Consider the following 17300-nt stretch of genomic DNA (forward strand, 5'->3'; position numbering starts at 1 on the left):
CCGACACCGAAGGCGTCGTAGAAAGCGGCGGCCGCGGCGGTGTCGGCGACTTCGAGAGTGACAGATGCGATGGAGGTCATGACACTCACGCTAGAACCGCAAGCGGAGCACGCGCTTCTCGAATCCTGCTCATCCTCGACACGCCGCCCGGTCCCGCACTCTGCTGATAGGCCAGGGGCGGCATTCCGAAAAGCCGCGTGAACCGGGCGCGGAAAGCCGCCGGAGAGTGACAGCCGACCGCGAAACACACCTCGCTCACCGTCAGGTCGCCCCGTCGCAGCAGTACCCCGGCCCGCTCCACGCGCCGGTCCATGACGTAGCCGTACGGGGAGACGCCGTACGCGCGACGGAAGTCCCGGCTCAGGCACGCCGCGGTCACACCCGCCGCACGGGCCAGCTCCTCCACGTTCAACGGTCGCGCGTACTCACGGTCGATCCGGTCCCGCACCCGACGCAGCCGAACCAGATCATCGAGATTCCGCGCGGCGATCAGCGCCTGTTTCCACCCGGGACGGCACACGGGAACTCACTCCCTTTCCTGAGCGTGAGAGCGGTGAACGGTGAGAACGGAGAGAACGAAACAACGAGAGAACGCGAAAGGCCGACGGTCGGCGGTGTCAGCGGATTTCCTGGATGCGGATCAGATTGCCGGCCGGGTCGCGGAAAGCGCAGTCCCGGACCCCGTACGGCTGCTCCGTCGGCTCCTGTACGACCTCGGCGTCGGCGGCCTGGACCTTGTCGAACGTGCCGTCCAGGTCCGGGGTGGCCAGCAGGATCCAGCCGTAGGTGCCCTTCGCCATCATCTCCACGATCGTGCGGCGTTCGTCCTCGGTGATCCCCGGGTCCGCCGCGGGCGGGGCCAGCAGGATCGACGTGCCCGGCTGGCCGACGGGGCCGACGGTGATCCAGCGGGCCTTGCCGTGGCCGACGTCGCTGCGGACCTCGAAACCCAGGATGTCGCGGTAGAACGCGACGGAGGCATCCGGGTCGTCGTGCGGCAGCGACGTGGTGTGAATCGTGATGTCCATAACGTGTCACGGTAGCCCGACCACCGCCCCCACCGCTTCTCCAATCGTGACTCAGTGGCCGCCGCCCACATGGGCGACGAGGCGGGGACCGAGGAAGTGCCCGAGGAGGGTGGCCACGGTGATCGAGGTGAGCGTGACGGACCAGGCGACGGGTCCGAGGGGCGTGCAGCCGAAGAACTGACTGGCGCCGGGGGTCTGGATGATGGCCAGGAGGACGGCCGCGGAGCCCAGTCCGGCGACGAGGACGTTGCGGTCCGTACCCCCCGCGGTGAGGGTCTGCGCGAGCTGCGTGCCGACCACGGCGGCGAGGGAGACGGTCGCGGCGCGGCGGCCGCGACCGGTGAAGCGGGCCCCCGTCCAGGCCAGCCCGGCGCCGAGGGCCGTGACGGTGCCGCGCAGCAGCATCTCCTGGGTGAGCGAGGTGCCGAGGGAGCGCTGCGGGCCCTCGGCGAGAAGGCGTTCGCCGGTCTGTGCGGAGGGTTCGCGGACCGCGATGGCCAGGGAGGGGGCAAGGTCCGTGAGGAGGTTGACGAGCATGATCTGACGGGCGTTGAGGGGCGTGCTGCCGGTGATCGTGGAGACGAGGACGCTGAAGACGACCTCGCCGAGGTTGCCTCCGACGAGGATGGCGAGGGCCGCGCGGACGGAGGTCCACATGGCCCGGCCTTCCATCAGGGCGGCGACGATGGTCTCCAGCCGGTCGTCGGTGACGACGAGGTCAGCGGCGGCGGTCGCGGCCGGCGTGCCGCGGCGGCCGAGGGCGATGCCGACGTCGGCGAGTCTGATCGCGGGGGCGTCGTTGGCGCCGTCGCCGGTCATGGCGACGACCCGGCCGTTGCGCTGGTAGGCCTGGACGATGCGGACCTTGTGCGTGGGACTGCAGCGGGCGATGACGTCGACTCCGGGCAACAGGGCGTCCAGGGCGTCGTCGTCGAGTGCGTCGAGCTCCGGGCCGGTGCAGACCTTGGGTTCGGCGACGTCGATGATCGTCGAGGCGATGGCGTCGGCGGTGGCCGGGTGGTCGCCGGTGAGCATGACGGTGTGGACCCCGGCCTCGCGCAGGCGCGCGGTCGAGGGCGCCGCGCTGTCGCGGACGGGGTCGGCGAGGGTGAGGAAGCCGAGGAACACCAGGTCCCGCACGGTGTCGTCGCTGAGTTCCTCGTCGGGTTCCATACGGCGTTCGGCCACGGCCAGGACCCGCCGTCCCGCTGCCGCGAGTTCCTCGGCCGCGCGGGCCAGTGCCCTTGTGGCCTCGTCGTCGAGCGTCACCGCGCCGTGGGGTCGGCGACGGCGGGTGCAGCGGTCGATGACGTTCTCCGGTGCCCCCTTCACGCTGAGGAGGATGCCGCCGCCGGTGTGGCCGGAAGTGGCGTGGTAGGCGCGGGCGGGTTCGAAGGGGAGGGCGTCTGTACGGCGCCACCGGGCGGCGCCCTGGCGGGTGGTGACGTTCGCGCGGCGGGCGCCGTCGACGATCGCCCGGTCGGTCTGATGGGCCATCGGTTCGGACTGCCGGGCGGGCGGGGTGGCGCGCAGCGCGGCGGCGAGGATCTCCTTGTGGAAGCCGTCGAGGCGGGCGGGGGAGGCCGGGCCTTCGCCCGCACCGCGGGAGTCGTCGCCTCCGCCGGGGCCGTCGTCTCCGCCGTCGCTGACCCCACTGAGCGTCAGGATGCCCTCGGTGAGGGTGCCGGTCTTGTCGAAGCAGAGGATGTCGGCCCGGCCCAGCGCCTCGATGGTGCGGGGGTTGCGGACGAGCGCTCCGGCGTCGGCGAGGCGGCGTGCGGCGGCCAGCTGGGCGGCGTTGACGAGGAAGGGCAGGCCCTCGGGTACGGAGGCGACGGCGAGGTTGACGGCGGAGGACAGGTTCTCGGTGAGGGGGCGACCGTGCAGGAGCCCGGAGACGGTGACGGCGACGGCGGATCCCAGGGCGATGGGCATGCTGGCGCGGGTCAGCGAGGAGAGGCGGGCCTCCACTCCGGTTTCCGGTGCGGCCTGGCGGGCGGTGGCCAGGCTCCGGCCTGCTTCGGTGGCCGAGCCCGTGGCGACGACGACGGCGGTGGCGCGTCCGGCGGAGACGGTGGTTCCCTCGTAGAGCATCGAGCGGCGTTCGGTGAGGTGGGGGGTGACGACGGGGGCGGGGTCCTTGGTGACGGCCAGGGACTCACCGGTGAGGGAGGACTCGTCGACTTCCAGGCCCTCGGCTTCCAGGAGCCGGCAGTCCGCCGGCACGACGTCCTCGGGGCCCAGGTGGATCACGTCCCCGGGGACCAGTTCGGCGGAGGTGACCAGGCGTTCGCGTCCCTGTCGGCGTACGCGGGCGCCGATGGCCGACTGGGCGAAGAGCTGGGACAGGGCCTTGTCGGTGCGGACCCGCTGGAAGCCTCCGACCAGGGAGGAGACGGCGGTGATGGCCGCCACCAGGGCGGCGTCCGTCCGCGAGCCCACGGCCGCGGAGAGGGCGGCGCCTGCGGCGAGGATCGGGGTGAGGGGGTTCGACAGCTCTTCGACGAAGGCGTGGGGCAGCGTGAGCTTCGCCGGCTCCCCGACCGACGCGCCGGCGGCGCGGGCCGCCGCTTCCCGGGGAGTGAGGCCCTCCGGGCGGGTGCGCAGCCGTTCCAGCACGCGGTCGGCGGGCATGAGGTGCCAGGGGACGCTGGTCACCGGCGGGATGAGAGGTCGGCCGAGGAGTTGGCGGGCGCGCCAGGCGCCCAGGCAGAACGCCAGGGCGGCGGAGGTGTTGCTGATCGCCATGACCCGCGCGGTCGCGCGCCGGGCCGGGCCCTGGAGCGCGGCCACGGAGCCGATTCCGCTGCCGCCCGCGGCCAGATGGTGGCTGTCACGGTCCACGACCGCGGCCGTGCCCGCGGCGTCGACGATGAGTCCGGCCGCTTCGAGGTCCGCGCCGACCAGGACGTGCGCGCCCCACGGGGTGTGCTCGTCCTTCCGGTGCACGCCGATCGCGCAGTCGGCCGCGCCCAGCGCCGTACGGTCGCCGGAGACGAGGAGCACGACCGCGCCGTCCGCCCGGAGGTCGCGGACGGCGGCGGCCAGCCGGGCGCCCGCGGGGATCACGGCGTCGGCGTACGCGGGTCCGGGGCCCTCGCGGTCGGACGCCACCACGACGCGTGCCCCGGCACGGCGCGCCGCGGCCGCCACGGCCTCGGCGCCGGGAGCCGAGGGGGTGCCGAGGCCGGCCACGGCGACCAGGCGCCGCTTCCTGGCCAGTCCGAGGACCTTCTCGCTGCCGCGCCGTCGCAGGCGCTTGGCGGCCTTGCGACCGGTGCGGCCCTGCAGGTCCAGGGCGTCGAGCGGGCCCAGGACCCAGTCGTCCCGCCGGCCGGCGGCCAGGGGGTCGTCGGGGTCGAAGAGCGCGAACAGGTGCCGGGAGGCCTCCTCGGGCTCGGGGTCCCCGAGGAGTTCCAGGTCGAGTAGCTCGTACCGGTTGCTCCGCAGGGCCGCTTCTTCGAGGACGATGGTGTCGACCTGTCCCAGGCGCCGCAGGGCGGTGCGGTCCATGGTGACGACCCCGCGCCGCGCCAGGTGCCGCCCCAGGGTGGTGGCGTAGCCCTCGCGTCCGGCGTCGGGGGCCTTGGGCACGGACGCCACAGCCACCGCGAGCGCTTTGCGCAGGCCGGCGAAGGGCAGTGCGACGATTCCGGCCACGATTCCGGCGGCCATGGACCGCTCCGCGTACCGGTCCGCGGTGTCCCGCGGCGGCTCACCCGCCCGGTCGACGACGGCGGCGGCTTCTGCCTCTTCCGGGCCGCGGACCAGTCGTGCCTCGCCCTCGCGCCAGGCCGCTCTCTCCGCGTTCGCCTCGCGCCACACCGCCAGGCGCTGCAGCACGTCCAGGGTGAGTCCGCCTCCGCCGGTCGCGACGCCCTGCACCAGGGCGCCGAGCACGGGCATCAGCGAGTCGTGGGGCTCCCCCGCTCCGGCGTCCTCGACGAGATGCCGGAGGCGCGGGTGCCGGCGTACGGCGTCGATGCCCCCGGCGATCTCCGGGGGCAGTCCGAACCACGGAGCGAGCCTGCGCAGCGTCACGAGGGCGAGGCCGACGGTGTCCGCCACGAGCGCGGGCACGGCCGGGTACGGCGGGCCTTCCGCCGGGTGGTGCGGCTCGGGCTGCCAGGCGTCGTACGCCTGCGCGTCGGCGGCGTGGTCGCCCTCGGCCTCCTCGACCAGCGCGATCAGCTCGCTCTGCGGCGGAGCCGGTGAGGCGACGGCGACGACGACCCGTTCCATGGGCGCGTTCACCCGCGCCCACAGCACTCCCGGGTGCCGCTCCAGGGCCCGCCGCACCCGCTCGCGTACGGCTTCGCCGCCGGTGCCGTGCACGCCGGAGACCGCGATGTAGCACCGCCCCGGCGTCCAGGACACATCACGGCCCCCTCCCGTCAGGTCCCGGGCCGCTTCCTGGGCGGCGCGGGCCCCGTCGGCGAGGAGGGAGACGGTGCCGGTGGCGGCCCGGCTGAGGAAGGAAGGGACCGGGGGAAGGGAGGGGATCCGCGGCAGCGAGGCGGGCGCAGACGGCATGGCCTCTTCTCCTCGCATCGGAACGGTGCAAACGCTTCGGCCTTCCTCCGCAGTCTGAGCGAGGCGCGACGAAGCAGCGACATGAGGTAGCCCCATCGAGCAGGGGCACGGGCGACCTTCGTACCGGCCCACGCGGCAGGGGCTGCGCCGGCCCGCGCGATTGCCTGCCTCCCGCGCCCATAACGTCGCCCAAAACGGACATACGGAGCAGAGAAGGGTCCGAAGGAAACAAGCGAGGTGATCTTCGTGACCTCTCCCTCCTCCACGCACCACGCGGCTCCCTCCCGGCGCCATGTCACCCTCGCCGTGCCCTCGCTCGGCAAGGTGGGCAGCGAGGCGATGAACGCCGCCATGCTGCCGGTGGCCGCTGCCCGGCAGGTCCTCCCCGCGAAGAAGGGGCTCCCGCTCTACCTGGGTCTGGGGGTCCTCGCCGCCACGGACGTGCTGGCCTGGCCCGTCGCGGCCGGCATCGGCGTCGGCTACGCCGTCCTCCGCAAGGACGGCGGCGTCCTTCCCGGGCCGCCCGGCGCCTCCCAGGACACGCCTGGCACGCGGGGCACGCGGGGCACGCCTCGGTCGTCCGCCGACACCGGGCGGACGAAGCCCGGCACGATCACCGCACGCGAGGTCATGACGCCGGACGTCACCTGCGTGCAGGCCCATGAGACCGTCGCGGAAGCGGCGAAGAAGATGACGGAGCTCGGCGTCGGCTCCCTCCCCATCTGCGGCGCCGACGAGAAGCTCAAGGGCATGCTCACCGACCGCGACATCGTCGTGAAGGTCATCGGCGCCGGCAAGGATCCCACCGAAGTGACGGCAGGGGATCTCGCCCAGGGAGAGGTCGTCACCGTGCGCGCCGACGACACGGCCGAGGACGTCCTGCGCACGATGAGCCGGCACAGGATCCGCCGCCTGCCCGTCATCGACCACCACGTGCTGGTCGGCATCGTCGCCCAGGCCGACGTGGCCCGCGCGCTGCCCGACGCCACGGTCGGTGACCTGGTGGAGGACCTGTCCACCTAGAGACGGACGCCTGCGGCTCGCCGCCACCGCGGCTACGGGGCTATGGGCTATGGGCTACGGCAGCTCGCGCCGCACCAGGGCGTGCGCGAACGGCTCTCCGGTCCTCCGCGCGTGGACCAGCCGCTCGCGCACCTCGCCGAGGGTGCGCGGACGGTAGCCGGGACCGCCGCAGCAGCTCTTGTGGAAGCGGACGCCCGCGTTGAGGAGCACCGTCAGGGTGCGCCAGGCCGCGGTGTCGCGCCGCCGTGGCGCCGCGAAGGCCGAACCGACGTGGATCAACGGCCCCGCGCAGCGCGGGCAGAGCCGGTCGGGACGGCCGGGGTGGGGATCGACGGGGTAGGGCTGCTTGTACGAGGCCCGGCAGGGCAGGCAGACGTACGAGGTCTTCGCGTGGGCCATGACCGCGACCCTAGGCCGGGCCAGTGGCGAGTACGACCGGATTTCCGCGCCCTCGGCCGACCTCGTTCGTTTGCGGGGGGCCGCGCTGTCGAGCGGGGCGGCGTGGGGCCGGCCAGGTGCCGGCGCCACGACCCCCTCGTACGCTCAGGGCACCGGGGTGTGCCCGAACGCGGCCAGGAGTTCCCGGGCGCGGGCCCGGAAGGCTTCGTCCTGGCGGATGATGGCGCTCTCGATGCCCGAGCGGACCACCCGGGCGTCACCGTCGGCGAGGACGGCGAGCCGGCGCAGGTGGTCGCTGCTCAGGGCGGCTCCCCCGAGGGCTTCCAGCGCGTCGCAGGCCCCGATGGGGTCCGCGTCCGACTCGGCGGAGGCCAGCGCGGTCGCGGCGAGGGCCGCGTGATCGAGAACGGCGGGGTCCGCCACGGCGACGAGGGCCGGCACCGCGGCGGCGGCCTGCACCGGATCGTCGAGGATCGCCCGCAGCCGGGTGGTGAGGGGGCGCCCGGCCGGACCGAGCAGCGCGGTCGCCCGGGCGGCCCTCGCCACCGTCCACCGGGTCCACGGGCTGCGCGCGGCGCGGTCGAAGACCGACGCGAGGACGGCGACGACCGGGGCCGGGTCCTCTGTGACGCGCCACAGGGCCACGGCGAGGGCCGTGTCCGTGTCCAGTACGGGCGTGGTGTCCTGGGCCGGGTCGCTGAGCGCTCCGCGCAGGAGAGGCGCAAGGGCTGCGCCTCGGGCCCCGAGCGCGGCGGCGGTCCCGGCGGCGTCGCGCACGTCTCCGCCCCCTTCTGCGAGTTCTCGTTCGAGGCAGCGCAGCAGCGGCGTGGAGTCGCCCGTGAGGTCGTACAGCGCCTTCGCCGCCGGAAGGACGCCGCGTCGGGCTGCCTCCCGCAGCGCGGCGGTGGCCGTGTCGCGCTCCGGCGGAGCGCTGTCCGCCGCGACGGAGACGAGGGCGCGGGAGGCTTGGTGGGGATGGTGCGGGAGGGCCGCGCAGAGTTCCGGCAGCGCGGCCGCAGCCTCGGCCCCCCACCCGGCCAACAGGCCGGTCAGGTGCGAGGGTTCGTTGCCGGTGAGGGCGGCGGGCCGGGAGAGGCGGGAGCGCACGGCGTCGAGGAGCCCGTGGTCGTACGGGAAGGAGGTGTCCGCTCCGTTCCAGCGTCCGGCCGCCGCGTCGAGGGCGCGGGGGCGGCGCCCGAGGCCGGCGGCGAGGAGCGGGGCGGCCTGCGCGGGCGCGACGCGTACGAGCGCGGCCAGCGCCCGGTCCGCGTGATCGTCCTCCTGGTCCGGGTTCCGTCCGGCGAGCGGCAGCAGAACGGACGCCGCCGGTCGGGCGGCCTCGGCCAGCCGCCCCAGGAGGGACGTCATGCCGATGACGGTCTTGTCGTCGACGGCCGCCGCGCGCAGGCCGTCCGCCAACCGCCGCGGGGCGGCGCGCGACAGCATGCAGGCACGGTCGGCCGCCCGCAGACCCTCGGAGCGGACGTCGGCGCGCGCGTCCCGCAGGGCCGCGTCGACCAGGGCGAAAGCCGCCTCCCGCTCCGGCGCGAGGCCGCGGTCCAGGAGGGCTTCGACGACGGCGGCCAGGGGTTCGCCGTGCGCGAAGTCGAACTCGGAGCGCAGGGAGTCGGCGGGAAGGAGCGACAGCACCGTCGCGTGCAGCGGTTCGGTCCACGGAGCCCCCGCTCCGAGCCGGGCGAAGACCGCGGCGAGCCGCACGACGGCGGGCCGGGACGGGTCCACGGCGGTGGCCGCCTCGGCCGCTCCGCGCCCGGGGTCGAGCCGGGCGATCCCGGTCAGGACCTCGGCCAGGACGGCGGGCTCGGTCTCCTCCGCCCAGCGGGCGCACAGCGCGGGCAGGACGCCTCCCGGGGCGCGGGTGTGCGAAACGGCCCATGCGGCGGTCCGCCGGACGTCCGGATCGGGATCGGCGAGGAGCGGCAGAAGCAGCGCCCCCTGCTCGGCCACGGCCGCCCGCACCGCGCCCCGCTCCACGCCGTGCTCGTCCTCGCTCTCCGCCATGCCCCCGAGCAGGGCGAGGACGTCGGCCGTTCGGTGGCCGGCCGCCGCGATCCCGGCGAGGAACGGCACCGCTTCCACGCTGGCCGGGTAGACCGTGCCCTGGTGCAACACGCTCCCGTACAGCTCCGACAGGGCCGCTGACGCCGCGTCGGCGTCCGTTCCGGTCAGGGCGCGGAGCAGGTCGGGGACGTCCTCCGCGGAGCCGTACGCGTGGGAGGAGGAGGCCCAGGGACGGGCGTCCAGGCCGTCGAGCGGGTGTGCGAGATCCATGCGTGACATGGTGTCAGCCCCCTCTGACAACTCAGCCCGTCCGCCGGGCCCGGTCCGCAGCGGCGCGGACGAGCCCGCCTCCCGGACGGTGCCCCTGGACGGTGTCCGTGAGGTGCCTGGTCGTGGGCGAGGAGCAGATCGGATTTTCCGTCGGCTCAACGACTCGGTGGTCGTGGGCGTGACGGGCACACACCCGACCGGACCAGGACCGTGAGGGCTGCATCGCCAGGCGCGGCGGGCGGGCCGGCGGGTTCACGACAGGGCCGCGGCCACCAGTCTGCGGACCTCCTGGTCCGTCACCTCGCCGCCGTGTACCAGGCGGTCGAACACGAGCCCGTCCACGCAGGTCAGCAGGGTGAGCGTGCGTTCCTCGGCGTCCGCGGGGCCGGGACCGTGGGTGGAGAGGAAGTCGTGCACGGCCCGGCGGCCCGCGTTCTCGCGCGGCACGAGGATCTCTCGCAGCTCCGGGTGGTGGACGCTTTCGAGGGCGCACGCGTAGCGGGCGAGTGAGCGGCGCCGGCCTTCTCCGGTGAGGCGTCGTTCGACGAGGGCGGTGAGGCCGGCGACCAGTTCGTCGGCGTTGCGGGGGGCGGGGGTGCTGCTCCCGGTCTCCTGGAGTTCCGCCTGGTCGAGCGCGACCAGGTGGCGGACCAGTGCGGTGAGCAGCGCCTGGCGCGTGCGGAAGTAGGCGGAGGTGGTGCCGGTCGGCAGGTTCGCCGTCCGGTCCACCGCGCGGTGGGTCAGTCCTCGTATCCCGCTCTCGGCGAGCACGGTGACGGCCGCGTCGGCGAGGAGGGTGCGTCGGTCCATGGGCACCCCCTCTTTCTACACCTGTAGCGGCCGGAGTACGCTCGCTTCTACATCTGTAGAAGCGAGCGTGGCGAGCGGACGGCTGGAGGGGGCCCGTGATGGGTGGCAGTGCGGTGGTGGTCGGCGGGGGCATCGGCGGTCTGGCCGCCGCGATCGGTCTGCGGCGGATCGGCTGGGAGGTGACGGTCGTGGAACGCGGCGCCGCCCCGGCCGACGCGGGCGCGGGCATCTCGCTGCACGCGAACGGCCTGCGCGCCCTGGACGTCCTCGGTGTCGGCGGGGCCGTGCGCGCGGCGGCGCGGCCGCAGTACACCGGGGGCACCCGCACCCCGCGCGGCGGCCGACTCGCCCGCATGGACGGGGCCGCGCTCGAACGCGAGCTGGGTACGCCGATCGTCGGCATCCCGCGTGCCGTGCTGCACCGCCTGCTGCGCGAGGCCCTGCCGCCCGCCTGTCTGGTCGTCGGGTCCGAGGCGCGGTCCGTCGACGGCTCGGAGCCCGGCCGGGTGCGTGTCGCACGGGCGGACGGCGAGGCCCTGGACGCGGACCTGGCCGTGGCCGCAGACGGAGTGCGCAGCCGGCTGCGTACCCAGCTGTTCCCCGATCACCCCGGGCCCGTCTACAGCGGGTCGACGGTCCTGCGCGCCATCACCGAGCGCCCCGTGCCGTTGCGTACCGACTTCGAGCTGACGTGGGGGAAGGGCGCCGAGTTCGGCCACATCGCCTTCGCCGACGGGAGGGCCGAGTGGCACGCGGTGCTCAACGCGCCGCCCGGCACACGGCACGCGGACCCCCTTGCCGCGATGCGCCGCCGCTTCGGCGGCTGGCACGATCCGATCCCCGCGCTGCTGGACGCGACCCGGCCCGACGCGGTCCTGCACCATGACATCCACGAGCTGGTGATTCCGCTGCCCGCCTTCGTCGCGGGGCGGGTCGCGCTGCTCGGTGACGCGGCTCACGCCATGACGCCGAACCTCGGCCAGGGCGCGTGCCAGGCCCTGGAGGACGCGGCCACCCTGGCCGCCGCGCTCGCCGCCGCGCCCACGGTCGAAGCGGCGCTGACCCGTTACGACGCCGAGCGCCGCCCGCGCAGCCAGTCCGTCGCGCGTGCGGCGCGTCAGGCCGGCCGGATGGGGCAGCGGTTGGCGCACCCCCTGGCCGTCGCCCTGCGCAACACGGCCCTTCGGCTGGCGCCGTCCGGTGTGACCGTCCGCGCTGTCCTGCGCCACGCGGACTGGACGCCGCCGCGACTGGAGTGACGCGTGGCCGCCGGCCTGACGCCGCGCCGCCCGCGCGCCCTGGTCGCGGCCGGCGCCGAGCGGATCACCCGCAAGGTCCTCGCCGCCCCGGCCACGCCCGCCGCCCGCCCGAAGGCGCCGGAGCGCGTCGCGTGAGCGGGTTCCGCGTAACCGCCGCGCGGGCGCGTACCGCCTCGCCCGGCGGTTACGCGCGTGCGTTCAGGTCGAGCAGTGCGGCGCGGACCAGGGGGACGTCCGTCGCGGGGACGGCCAGCTCCCAGGAGCGGTCGGCAGCCTGGACCGACAGCAGGCGGAACGCGGCCCTGTTGATGCCCCGGCTGCCGGGGCCCGCCACGGGGCTCGGTCCCTCCACGCGGAGCGGGGCCCGCACGGGGAGGCCTTCACGGGACCGCCCCAGGGCCCGGTACGGACGCCACACCACCGGCGACGTCGCGGCGGGGTCGAGAACCAGCGACCCCTGCCGGAAACGGCGGCCGTCGTGGGCGAAGGCCGCGACCTCGCGGGCCTCTCCCCCGGTCCACGCCGCCACGTCCGCCTCGGCGCGCGACGGGCTGCCCCCGCCCGTGAACTGCCCGACGAGACGCCCCGGATGCCGGAGCAGGTCCAGCGGTGTCAGCGTCCCCGCGGACCGTCGGATCCTTCGCGCCATGATTGCCCTAACTCCCCCGCCGACTCAGACCGCGGACCCCGCTCCCCCGTCCCGGTCGAGGCGGGACAGGGCGTAGGCCGCGGAGACCAGGGTCGCATGGTGGTGCCAGCCCGGGTACGAGCGGCCCGTGAAGTCGCGCATGCCGAAGTCCTCCTCCACCGACCTCAGCGCCTCGCCCGAGGTGGCCTTCAGCCGCAGCAGCGCCAGGAAGTCGCTCGACGCGCCGTCCAGCAGGTTCGTCAGCCACACCCTGCGGGGCCGGTCGCGGGCCGGTGACCACTCCGCGAGGTAGCGGAAGCCGGGACCGGCCGGGGCGGCCGGGGCGGAGTGCGCCGGACCGGCCGGGGCGGCCGGGGCGGAGTGCGCCGGACCGGCCGGGGCGGGCAGAGGCGCGTCCGTCGGGGTGGACAGAGTGACGAGAGGGCCCCGCGTCGGCGGCCTCAGCACCGGTACGCGGCGGAGTTCGGCGTCGCCCAGGGACAGCAGGAACCCGGCGCCGCGCTCCACGAGTCCGGCCGCCGCCTCCGCCGTACCGCCCGTGCCGCGCAGGTCGCAGACCACCGGGACCGAGCCGCCCAGCGCGTCGGCGGCCCCGTCCAGCAGGTCGAGGGCGAGCACCTCCAGGGGACGGCGCCCCACGGCGGCGGGGACGCGGGCGCGCAGCCGGTGCTCCTCGTCCTCCCCCCAGGCCCGGTTCAGGTAGAGCCGCCAGTCCACGGGCAGGCTTCCGTCCCGTCCGGTGAGGAACGTCCCCAGCGCGACCTGGCAGTTGACGGAGCCTCCGGTGCGCGTCGGGCGCCGATGGACGCCGACGATCCGGTCGCCGTACTTGGGGATGACCGCGAGTTCCACCACGGCGGCGCGCGGGTTGACCCACCGCGTCGCGAGGCGGGCGAGCGCCCGGCGCGCCGGCCGCCAGTCCCAAGGGCTCTGGTTGACGAACTGCTGGAGCGCCTGGAGGTCGGTCGTGGAGTCGGCCATCGCGCGGACCGTCTTGCGCCCCGGCGAGGTGAGCAGCGCCCGCAGGTACGCCGCCGCGCACCGCCGCTGGTCCGAGCGGGCCAGATGCCCGAAGACGGCGTCCACGAACCAGGCGGGAACGGGGTCGTCGGCCGCCGGGCCGGCTCCGGAGTCGTAGGCACCCGGTCGTTCACTGGTCAGCTGCTGCATCGCCCCGCCCCTCGTCGCTCGGCTCGTCACTCGGCCCGTCGCTCGCCTGTCTCGGCCCCTCGCTCGGATCGCCTCTCGGCTCGGCGCTCGACCGGTCGCTCGGCTCGTCGCTGCCCAGCGTGCCGAACCGCCCTCGATTCCCGCGCGGGTCTCGCTGGAGTCTCCCGTCACGTGGGCGCCATTGGTGCGACAAATGACGGTCGTGCGGGCGTGGTTGACGCGCGTTGACCGGAGCGGCACCCTCGGGGGGAAATCGCCGAGGGCTTGGAGGATGGATGTCCAGACGCACCGAACGGTCACTGCCCCTTCGCTTGCTCCTTTCGCTTGTCATGGTCATGGCTGCCTCACTGGGCGGTGTCGTGGCCACCGCGGGCTCGGCGCAGGCCGACGCCTGCTACACCTGGTCGCGCACCCTCTCCGAAGGCGCCTCGGGCGCCGACGTCACACAGTTGCAGATCCGGGTGGCCGGCTATCCCGGGTACGGCGGCGTCCTCGCGATCGACGGGGCGTACGGGCCCGGGACCGCGGCGGCCGTGAAGCGGTTCCAGGCGGCGTACGGACTCGCGGCCGACGGCGTCGCGGGGCCCGCGACGTTCAGCAAGCTCTACGCGCTGCAGGACGACGACTGCACGCCCATCCACTTCTCGTACGCGGAGCTCAACGACTGCAACTCCACGTGGGAGGGCGGCGCCGTGAGCGCGGCCACCGCCAAGGCCAACGCGCTGCGCACCATGTGGAAGCTGGAGGCCATGCGGCACGCCCTCGGGGACGAGTCCCTCCGGGTCACCAGCGGGTTCCGCAGCTACGCCTGCAACAGCGCGGTCGGCGGCGCCTCCTCCAGCCGCCACCTCTACGGGGACGCCGCCGACCTCGGCGCCGGCCCCCACTCCCTGTGCCGGCTCGTGCAGCAGGCGCGGTACCACGGCTTCAACGGCATCCTCGGGCCCGGCTACGCCGGGCACGACGACCACGCCCACGTCGACCACCGGGGCAGCCGCTACTGGTCCGCCCCCAGCTGCGGCATCTGACGCGACGCGGCCCGCACCCCGTGCAGGGGTGCGGGCCGCACGCGCGCCGGGGCGGCTCCGCCTCACCCCTCGACGGCCTTCCCCCGGGGGCCGTGCGCCGCGCGTGCCGTCACCAGGCACACGCGGAGGGCGGCGGCCGCCATGGAAGCGACACCGAGGACGGTCCAGGTCGCAGGGTGCGCCCACACGAGGGGGTCGAGCTGTACGGCCAGGACGACGACGGCCATCACGCCGACGAACCAGCCGAACGCCCGGCGCAGGCCGTCCTGCGGGATCCGCCGGGCGAGGCGCGCGCCCACGACGCCGCCCGCCACCGCCCCCGCCGTCACGGTCAGGGCGAGGCCCCGGTCGATGGTCACGTCGGCGAGGTGTCCGGCCAGGCCGCTGAAGGACTGCATCGCGATGACGAGCAACGAGGTGCCGACGGCGGTCCCCGCCGGTAGCCCCGCGAGCAAAACCAGCACGGGCACGACGAGAAAGCCCCCGCCCGCGCCGACGAGGCCGGAGACGGCTCCCACGGCGACGCCCGCGAGGGCGATCGCCCGGAGGGACCGGCGTACGGGGCGCTCGCCGCGGCCGGAGGGCGACGTGGCGGACCCGGCCGGTCCGCGGAGCATCGCGACGGCCGTGGCGAGCATGATCACCGCGAACGCGACGAGCAGCGCCGTACCGGGAACGTACGCGGCGAGCCGGCCGCCGCCGTAGGCGCCCGCCGTACTGAAGGCGCCGAGGACCAGCCCCGTCCTGCCGTCCACCCGGCGGCCCCGGGCGTGCGGCACGAGCGCGGCCAGGCTCGTGACGCCGACGACGAGGAGGGAGGTGGCGACGGCCTCCTTGGGGTCCTGTCCGGCGAGGAGGACGAGGACCGGGACGGTCAGGATCGAGCCACCGCCGCCGAGGACGCCGAGGCTCAGGCCGACGAGCAGGGAGGCCGCGACGACGAGTGCGGTCACGGCGCGCCCCGCAGCTCCGCGAGCACGGCGCCGAGGTCGGGGCGGGGGCCCCGGTTGTAGGGCAGCCTGGAGAGCAGGACGCCCAGCGCGCAGGTGTTGCTGAGGGCCGCGTACGTCAGTCCGGCGCCGACCGCGGTGCCGATCAGGTGCGCGCCGGGCACGAACGCGCCGACGAGGCCGGTGACGAGGACCAGGGAGCCGGCGACGAGGCGTACCTGCCGTTCCATGTCCCAGCGCTCGGCGCCTCGGGTCACGGGCGCGCCGGTCGCCTCCCAGGCGTTCATGCCGCCGTGGAGGACGCGGAGGTTCGGGAGCCCCGCCTCGGCGAGGACCTTCTCGGCCTCGGCGGCGCGGGCGCCGGAGCGGCAGACGAGCACGACGTCCTCGTCGAGGTGGGCCAGGAGTGCGGCGCGGTGTTCGCGCAGGGTGGGGAGGGGGACGTTGTACGACCCGGGGATATGGGCCGCGCGGAACTCCGCGGGGGTGCGGATGTCGAGGAGGCGGGTGCCGGGGCCCTCCTGGGTCAGTCGGTGCAGGACCGCGGGGGTGATCGACGGGGAGGGCGGGAGCTGCGGGGGCATGGGGTGCTCCGGGGCGAGGGGGTGGGGGTGACGGGTGGGGGCAGGGAGGGGGGACGGGTTCAGCCCTGGACGGCTTGGGGGGCCGCGGGGGTGGCGGACGTGCGCCAGGCGGCGTGCCCGCCGAGGACGTCGGAGACGTCTCCGAAGCCCCGGTGGCGCAGCAGGCTCGCCGCGACGGAGGAGCGGTGGCCGCCCTCGCAGTGGATGACGAGGGGGCGGTCGTCGGGCAACTCGGCGGCGCGTGCCCGCAGTTCGCCGAGGGGGATGTGGAGCGCCCGGTCGATGGTGCCGTCGGCCTCGCGCTCGCCGCAGGTGCGGACGTCCACGACGAGCGGCGGGCGGTCGCCGTCGAGCGCCGCGCGCAGCTGGGCGGCGGTCACGCGACCGGCCGGGGTGACCTCGTCGGCCAGCGATTCCAGGGCGGCCCGCGGGTCGGGCAGGTGGCCGGCGACGCGGTCGAAGCCGACCCTGGCGAGGCGGGTGACGATCTCCTCGGCGCGGCCCTCGGGCGCCATGACGATCAGGTCGTCCGCCGGGTCGAGCACGGTTCCGGCCTGTTCGGCGAAGCGCCCGTCGGCGGGTACGTTGACGGCGCCGCGCAGATGACCGGCGGCGAACTCCCGCGGGGAGCGGGCGTCGACGACGACCGCGCCCGAACGCCGCAGGGCCGCGGCCTCGGCGGGCGCGAGCGCGCGCGGGACCGTCGTCGCGTCGTACCGGGGGCGTTCCTTGCGGTTCAGTTCGGCGTCGTGGGCGAAGTAGCCGGGCGCGGCGGGCAGGCCCGTGGTGACGAGGTCGACGAACCGTTCGCGGCTCATGGGCGCGCAGGCGTAGTTGGTCGCGCGCTGCTGTCCGACGGTGGAGTGCCGTTCGGTGGAGAGGTTCTTGCCGCAGGCGGAGCCGGCGCCGTGGGCCGGGAAGACCCGCACCTCGTCGGGGAGGGCCATCAGCTTGTTCTGGACGCTGTCGTGGAGCATGACGCCGAGTTCCTCGGCGGTGACGCCGGCGGAGGCGAGCAGGTCGGGCCTGCCGACGTCGCCGACGAACAGCGCGTCGCCGGTGAGCACTCCGTACGGGACGGTGTCGTCGGCGCGCTCGTACACGAGGACGCTGATGGACTCGGGGGTGTGGCCTGGCGTCTCCAGGATCTCCAGGGTGACGTCGCCGAGGGAGATCCGCTCCCCCTCGGTGAGTGCGCGGATGGGGTACTCGGTCCGGGCACGGCGGCCGTAGCCGATCCAGGCGCCGGTGCTGTCGGCCAGCTCCAGGTGACCGGCGACGAAGTCGGCGTGGAAGGGGGTGTTGATGACGCCGATGACGGTGAGGCCGTGCGCCCGGGCGTCGGCCAGGTAGCCGGAGACGTCGCGGCGGGGGTCGACGACGACCGCTCGGCCGGTCCTCTCGTCGGCGATCATGTACGACGCCTGGGAGAGGCAGTCGAGGTAGTACGGGGCGAAGAACACGACGAGACCTCCGTCGACGGGGGCGCGCCCGGGGTGGACGGGAGCGGGCGGTGCGGGAGGAGAGGGACGGCGACGCCGCCCAAAGATACGCCCCTGGGTATTCACGACAACG

General features: G+C 75.1%; 15 protein-coding genes. 4 read left to right on the forward strand and 11 right to left on the reverse strand.

Features of this window, described 5'->3' with window-relative positions:
* Nucleotides 1-85: 85 nt before the first annotated feature.
* The 3 genes from ACWDVG_RS26575 to ACWDVG_RS26585 form a co-directional block, all read right to left on the reverse strand.
* Nucleotides 86-520 (reverse strand): helix-turn-helix transcriptional regulator, encoded by a 435-nt coding sequence (locus ACWDVG_RS26575; RefSeq protein ID WP_451702604.1) that lies wholly within the window; start codon nt 518-520, stop codon nt 86-88.
* Nucleotides 521-617: 97 nt separating this feature from the next.
* Entirely contained in the window at nt 618-1028 is a 411-nt protein-coding gene (locus ACWDVG_RS26580; protein WP_451702606.1) for a VOC family protein, read from the reverse strand.
* Between the two features lie 51 nt (nt 1029-1079).
* Complete coding sequence (locus ACWDVG_RS26585) at nt 1080-5561, reverse strand: HAD-IC family P-type ATPase (protein ID WP_451702608.1); 4482 nt, start codon at nt 5559-5561, stop codon at nt 1080-1082.
* A 630-nt stretch (nt 5562-6191) separates the two neighbouring features.
* On the opposite strand from ACWDVG_RS26585, the gene ACWDVG_RS26590 reads away from it, so the two are divergent.
* Nucleotides 6192-6584, forward strand: coding sequence for a CBS domain-containing protein (locus tag ACWDVG_RS26590; RefSeq protein WP_451702677.1), 393 nt, complete (start codon nt 6192-6194; stop codon nt 6582-6584).
* Between the two features lie 54 nt (nt 6585-6638).
* Here the strand turns inward: ACWDVG_RS26590 and ACWDVG_RS26595 are convergent, their stop codons facing one another.
* The 3 genes from ACWDVG_RS26595 to ACWDVG_RS26605 all read right to left on the reverse strand — a co-directional run bounded on the left by ACWDVG_RS26595 (nt 6639) and on the right by ACWDVG_RS26605 (nt 10091).
* On the reverse strand, nt 6639-6983 hold the full coding sequence (locus ACWDVG_RS26595; RefSeq protein ID WP_451702610.1) for a deoxyxylulose-5-phosphate synthase: 345 nt from the start codon (nt 6981-6983) through the stop codon (nt 6639-6641).
* A 144-nt stretch (nt 6984-7127) separates the two neighbouring features.
* Entirely contained in the window at nt 7128-9275 is a 2148-nt protein-coding gene (locus tag ACWDVG_RS26600; RefSeq protein WP_451702613.1) for a hypothetical protein, read from the reverse strand.
* Nucleotides 9276-9527: 252 nt separating this feature from the next.
* Nucleotides 9528-10091, reverse strand: coding sequence for a TetR/AcrR family transcriptional regulator (locus ACWDVG_RS26605; RefSeq protein ID WP_451702615.1), 564 nt, complete (start codon nt 10089-10091; stop codon nt 9528-9530).
* A gap of 92 nt (nt 10092-10183) precedes the next feature.
* Between ACWDVG_RS26605 and ACWDVG_RS26610 the strand changes: the two genes are divergently transcribed.
* Entirely contained in the window at nt 10184-11344 is a 1161-nt protein-coding gene (locus ACWDVG_RS26610) for an FAD-dependent monooxygenase (protein ID WP_451702618.1), read from the forward strand.
* Between the two features lie 3 nt (nt 11345-11347).
* The gene (locus tag ACWDVG_RS26615; RefSeq protein WP_451702621.1) at nt 11348-11479 is read left to right on the forward strand and encodes a hypothetical protein; all 132 of its coding nucleotides are present in this window, start codon (nt 11348-11350) and stop codon (nt 11477-11479) included.
* 49 nt (nt 11480-11528) lie between these two features.
* Here the strand turns inward: ACWDVG_RS26615 and ACWDVG_RS26620 are convergent, their stop codons facing one another.
* Together ACWDVG_RS26620 and ACWDVG_RS26625 are read right to left on the reverse strand one after the other, a co-directional pair.
* Complete coding sequence (locus ACWDVG_RS26620) at nt 11529-11993, reverse strand: hypothetical protein (RefSeq protein ID WP_451702624.1); 465 nt, start codon at nt 11991-11993, stop codon at nt 11529-11531.
* A 24-nt stretch (nt 11994-12017) separates the two neighbouring features.
* Complete coding sequence (locus ACWDVG_RS26625) at nt 12018-13163, reverse strand: IS701 family transposase (RefSeq protein WP_451702626.1); 1146 nt, start codon at nt 13161-13163, stop codon at nt 12018-12020.
* A gap of 275 nt (nt 13164-13438) precedes the next feature.
* Between ACWDVG_RS26625 and ACWDVG_RS26630 the strand changes: the two genes are divergently transcribed.
* Nucleotides 13439-14191 (forward strand): D-Ala-D-Ala carboxypeptidase family metallohydrolase, encoded by a 753-nt coding sequence (locus ACWDVG_RS26630; protein WP_451702628.1) that lies wholly within the window; start codon nt 13439-13441, stop codon nt 14189-14191.
* A gap of 62 nt (nt 14192-14253) precedes the next feature.
* Here ACWDVG_RS26630 and ACWDVG_RS26635 read toward each other — a convergent pair whose 3' ends face one another.
* The 3 genes from ACWDVG_RS26635 to ACWDVG_RS26645 are packed head-to-tail and all read right to left on the reverse strand — an operon-like array spanning nt 14254 to nt 17188.
* Nucleotides 14254-15144, reverse strand: coding sequence for a sulfite exporter TauE/SafE family protein (locus ACWDVG_RS26635; RefSeq protein WP_451702630.1), 891 nt, complete (start codon nt 15142-15144; stop codon nt 14254-14256).
* Nucleotides 15141-15725: a rhodanese-like domain-containing protein gene (locus ACWDVG_RS26640; protein ID WP_451702632.1), complete on the reverse strand. Its 585-nt coding sequence runs from the start codon at nt 15723-15725 to the stop codon at nt 15141-15143. Before ACWDVG_RS26640 ends, ACWDVG_RS26635 begins: the two co-directional genes overlap by 4 nt.
* A 59-nt stretch (nt 15726-15784) precedes the next feature.
* On the reverse strand, nt 15785-17188 hold the full coding sequence (locus ACWDVG_RS26645) for an MBL fold metallo-hydrolase (protein WP_451702634.1): 1404 nt from the start codon (nt 17186-17188) through the stop codon (nt 15785-15787).
* Between the last annotated feature and the right edge of the window lie 112 nt (nt 17189-17300).

It is taken from the genome of Streptomyces sp. NPDC003327, assembly GCF_053589515.1.

What these genes read in the sequence shown, in the direction of transcription:
- ACWDVG_RS26595 (WP_451702610.1), bottom strand. Translation starts at nt 6,983, where the DNA reads ATGGCCCACGCGAAGACCTCGTACGTCTGCCTGCCCTGCCGGGCCTCG.
- ACWDVG_RS26600 (WP_451702613.1), bottom strand. Translation starts at nt 9,275, where the DNA reads ATGGATCTCGCACACCCGCTCGACGGCCTGGACGCCCGTCCCTGGGCC.
- ACWDVG_RS26620 (WP_451702624.1), bottom strand. Translation starts at nt 11,993, where the DNA reads ATGGCGCGAAGGATCCGACGGTCCGCGGGGACGCTGACACCGCTGGAC.
- ACWDVG_RS26610 (WP_451702618.1), top strand. Translation starts at nt 10,184, where the DNA reads ATGGGTGGCAGTGCGGTGGTGGTCGGCGGGGGCATCGGCGGTCTGGCC.
- ACWDVG_RS26585 (WP_451702608.1), bottom strand. Translation starts at nt 5,561, where the DNA reads ATGCCGTCTGCGCCCGCCTCGCTGCCGCGGATCCCCTCCCTTCCCCCG.
- ACWDVG_RS26590 (WP_451702677.1), top strand. Translation starts at nt 6,192, where the DNA reads ATGACGCCGGACGTCACCTGCGTGCAGGCCCATGAGACCGTCGCGGAA.
- ACWDVG_RS26625 (WP_451702626.1), bottom strand. Translation starts at nt 13,163, where the DNA reads ATGCAGCAGCTGACCAGTGAACGACCGGGTGCCTACGACTCCGGAGCC.
- ACWDVG_RS26630 (WP_451702628.1), top strand. Translation starts at nt 13,439, where the DNA reads ATGTCCAGACGCACCGAACGGTCACTGCCCCTTCGCTTGCTCCTTTCG.
- ACWDVG_RS26640 (WP_451702632.1), bottom strand. Translation starts at nt 15,725, where the DNA reads ATGCCCCCGCAGCTCCCGCCCTCCCCGTCGATCACCCCCGCGGTCCTG.
- ACWDVG_RS26580 (WP_451702606.1), bottom strand. Translation starts at nt 1,028, where the DNA reads ATGGACATCACGATTCACACCACGTCGCTGCCGCACGACGACCCGGAT.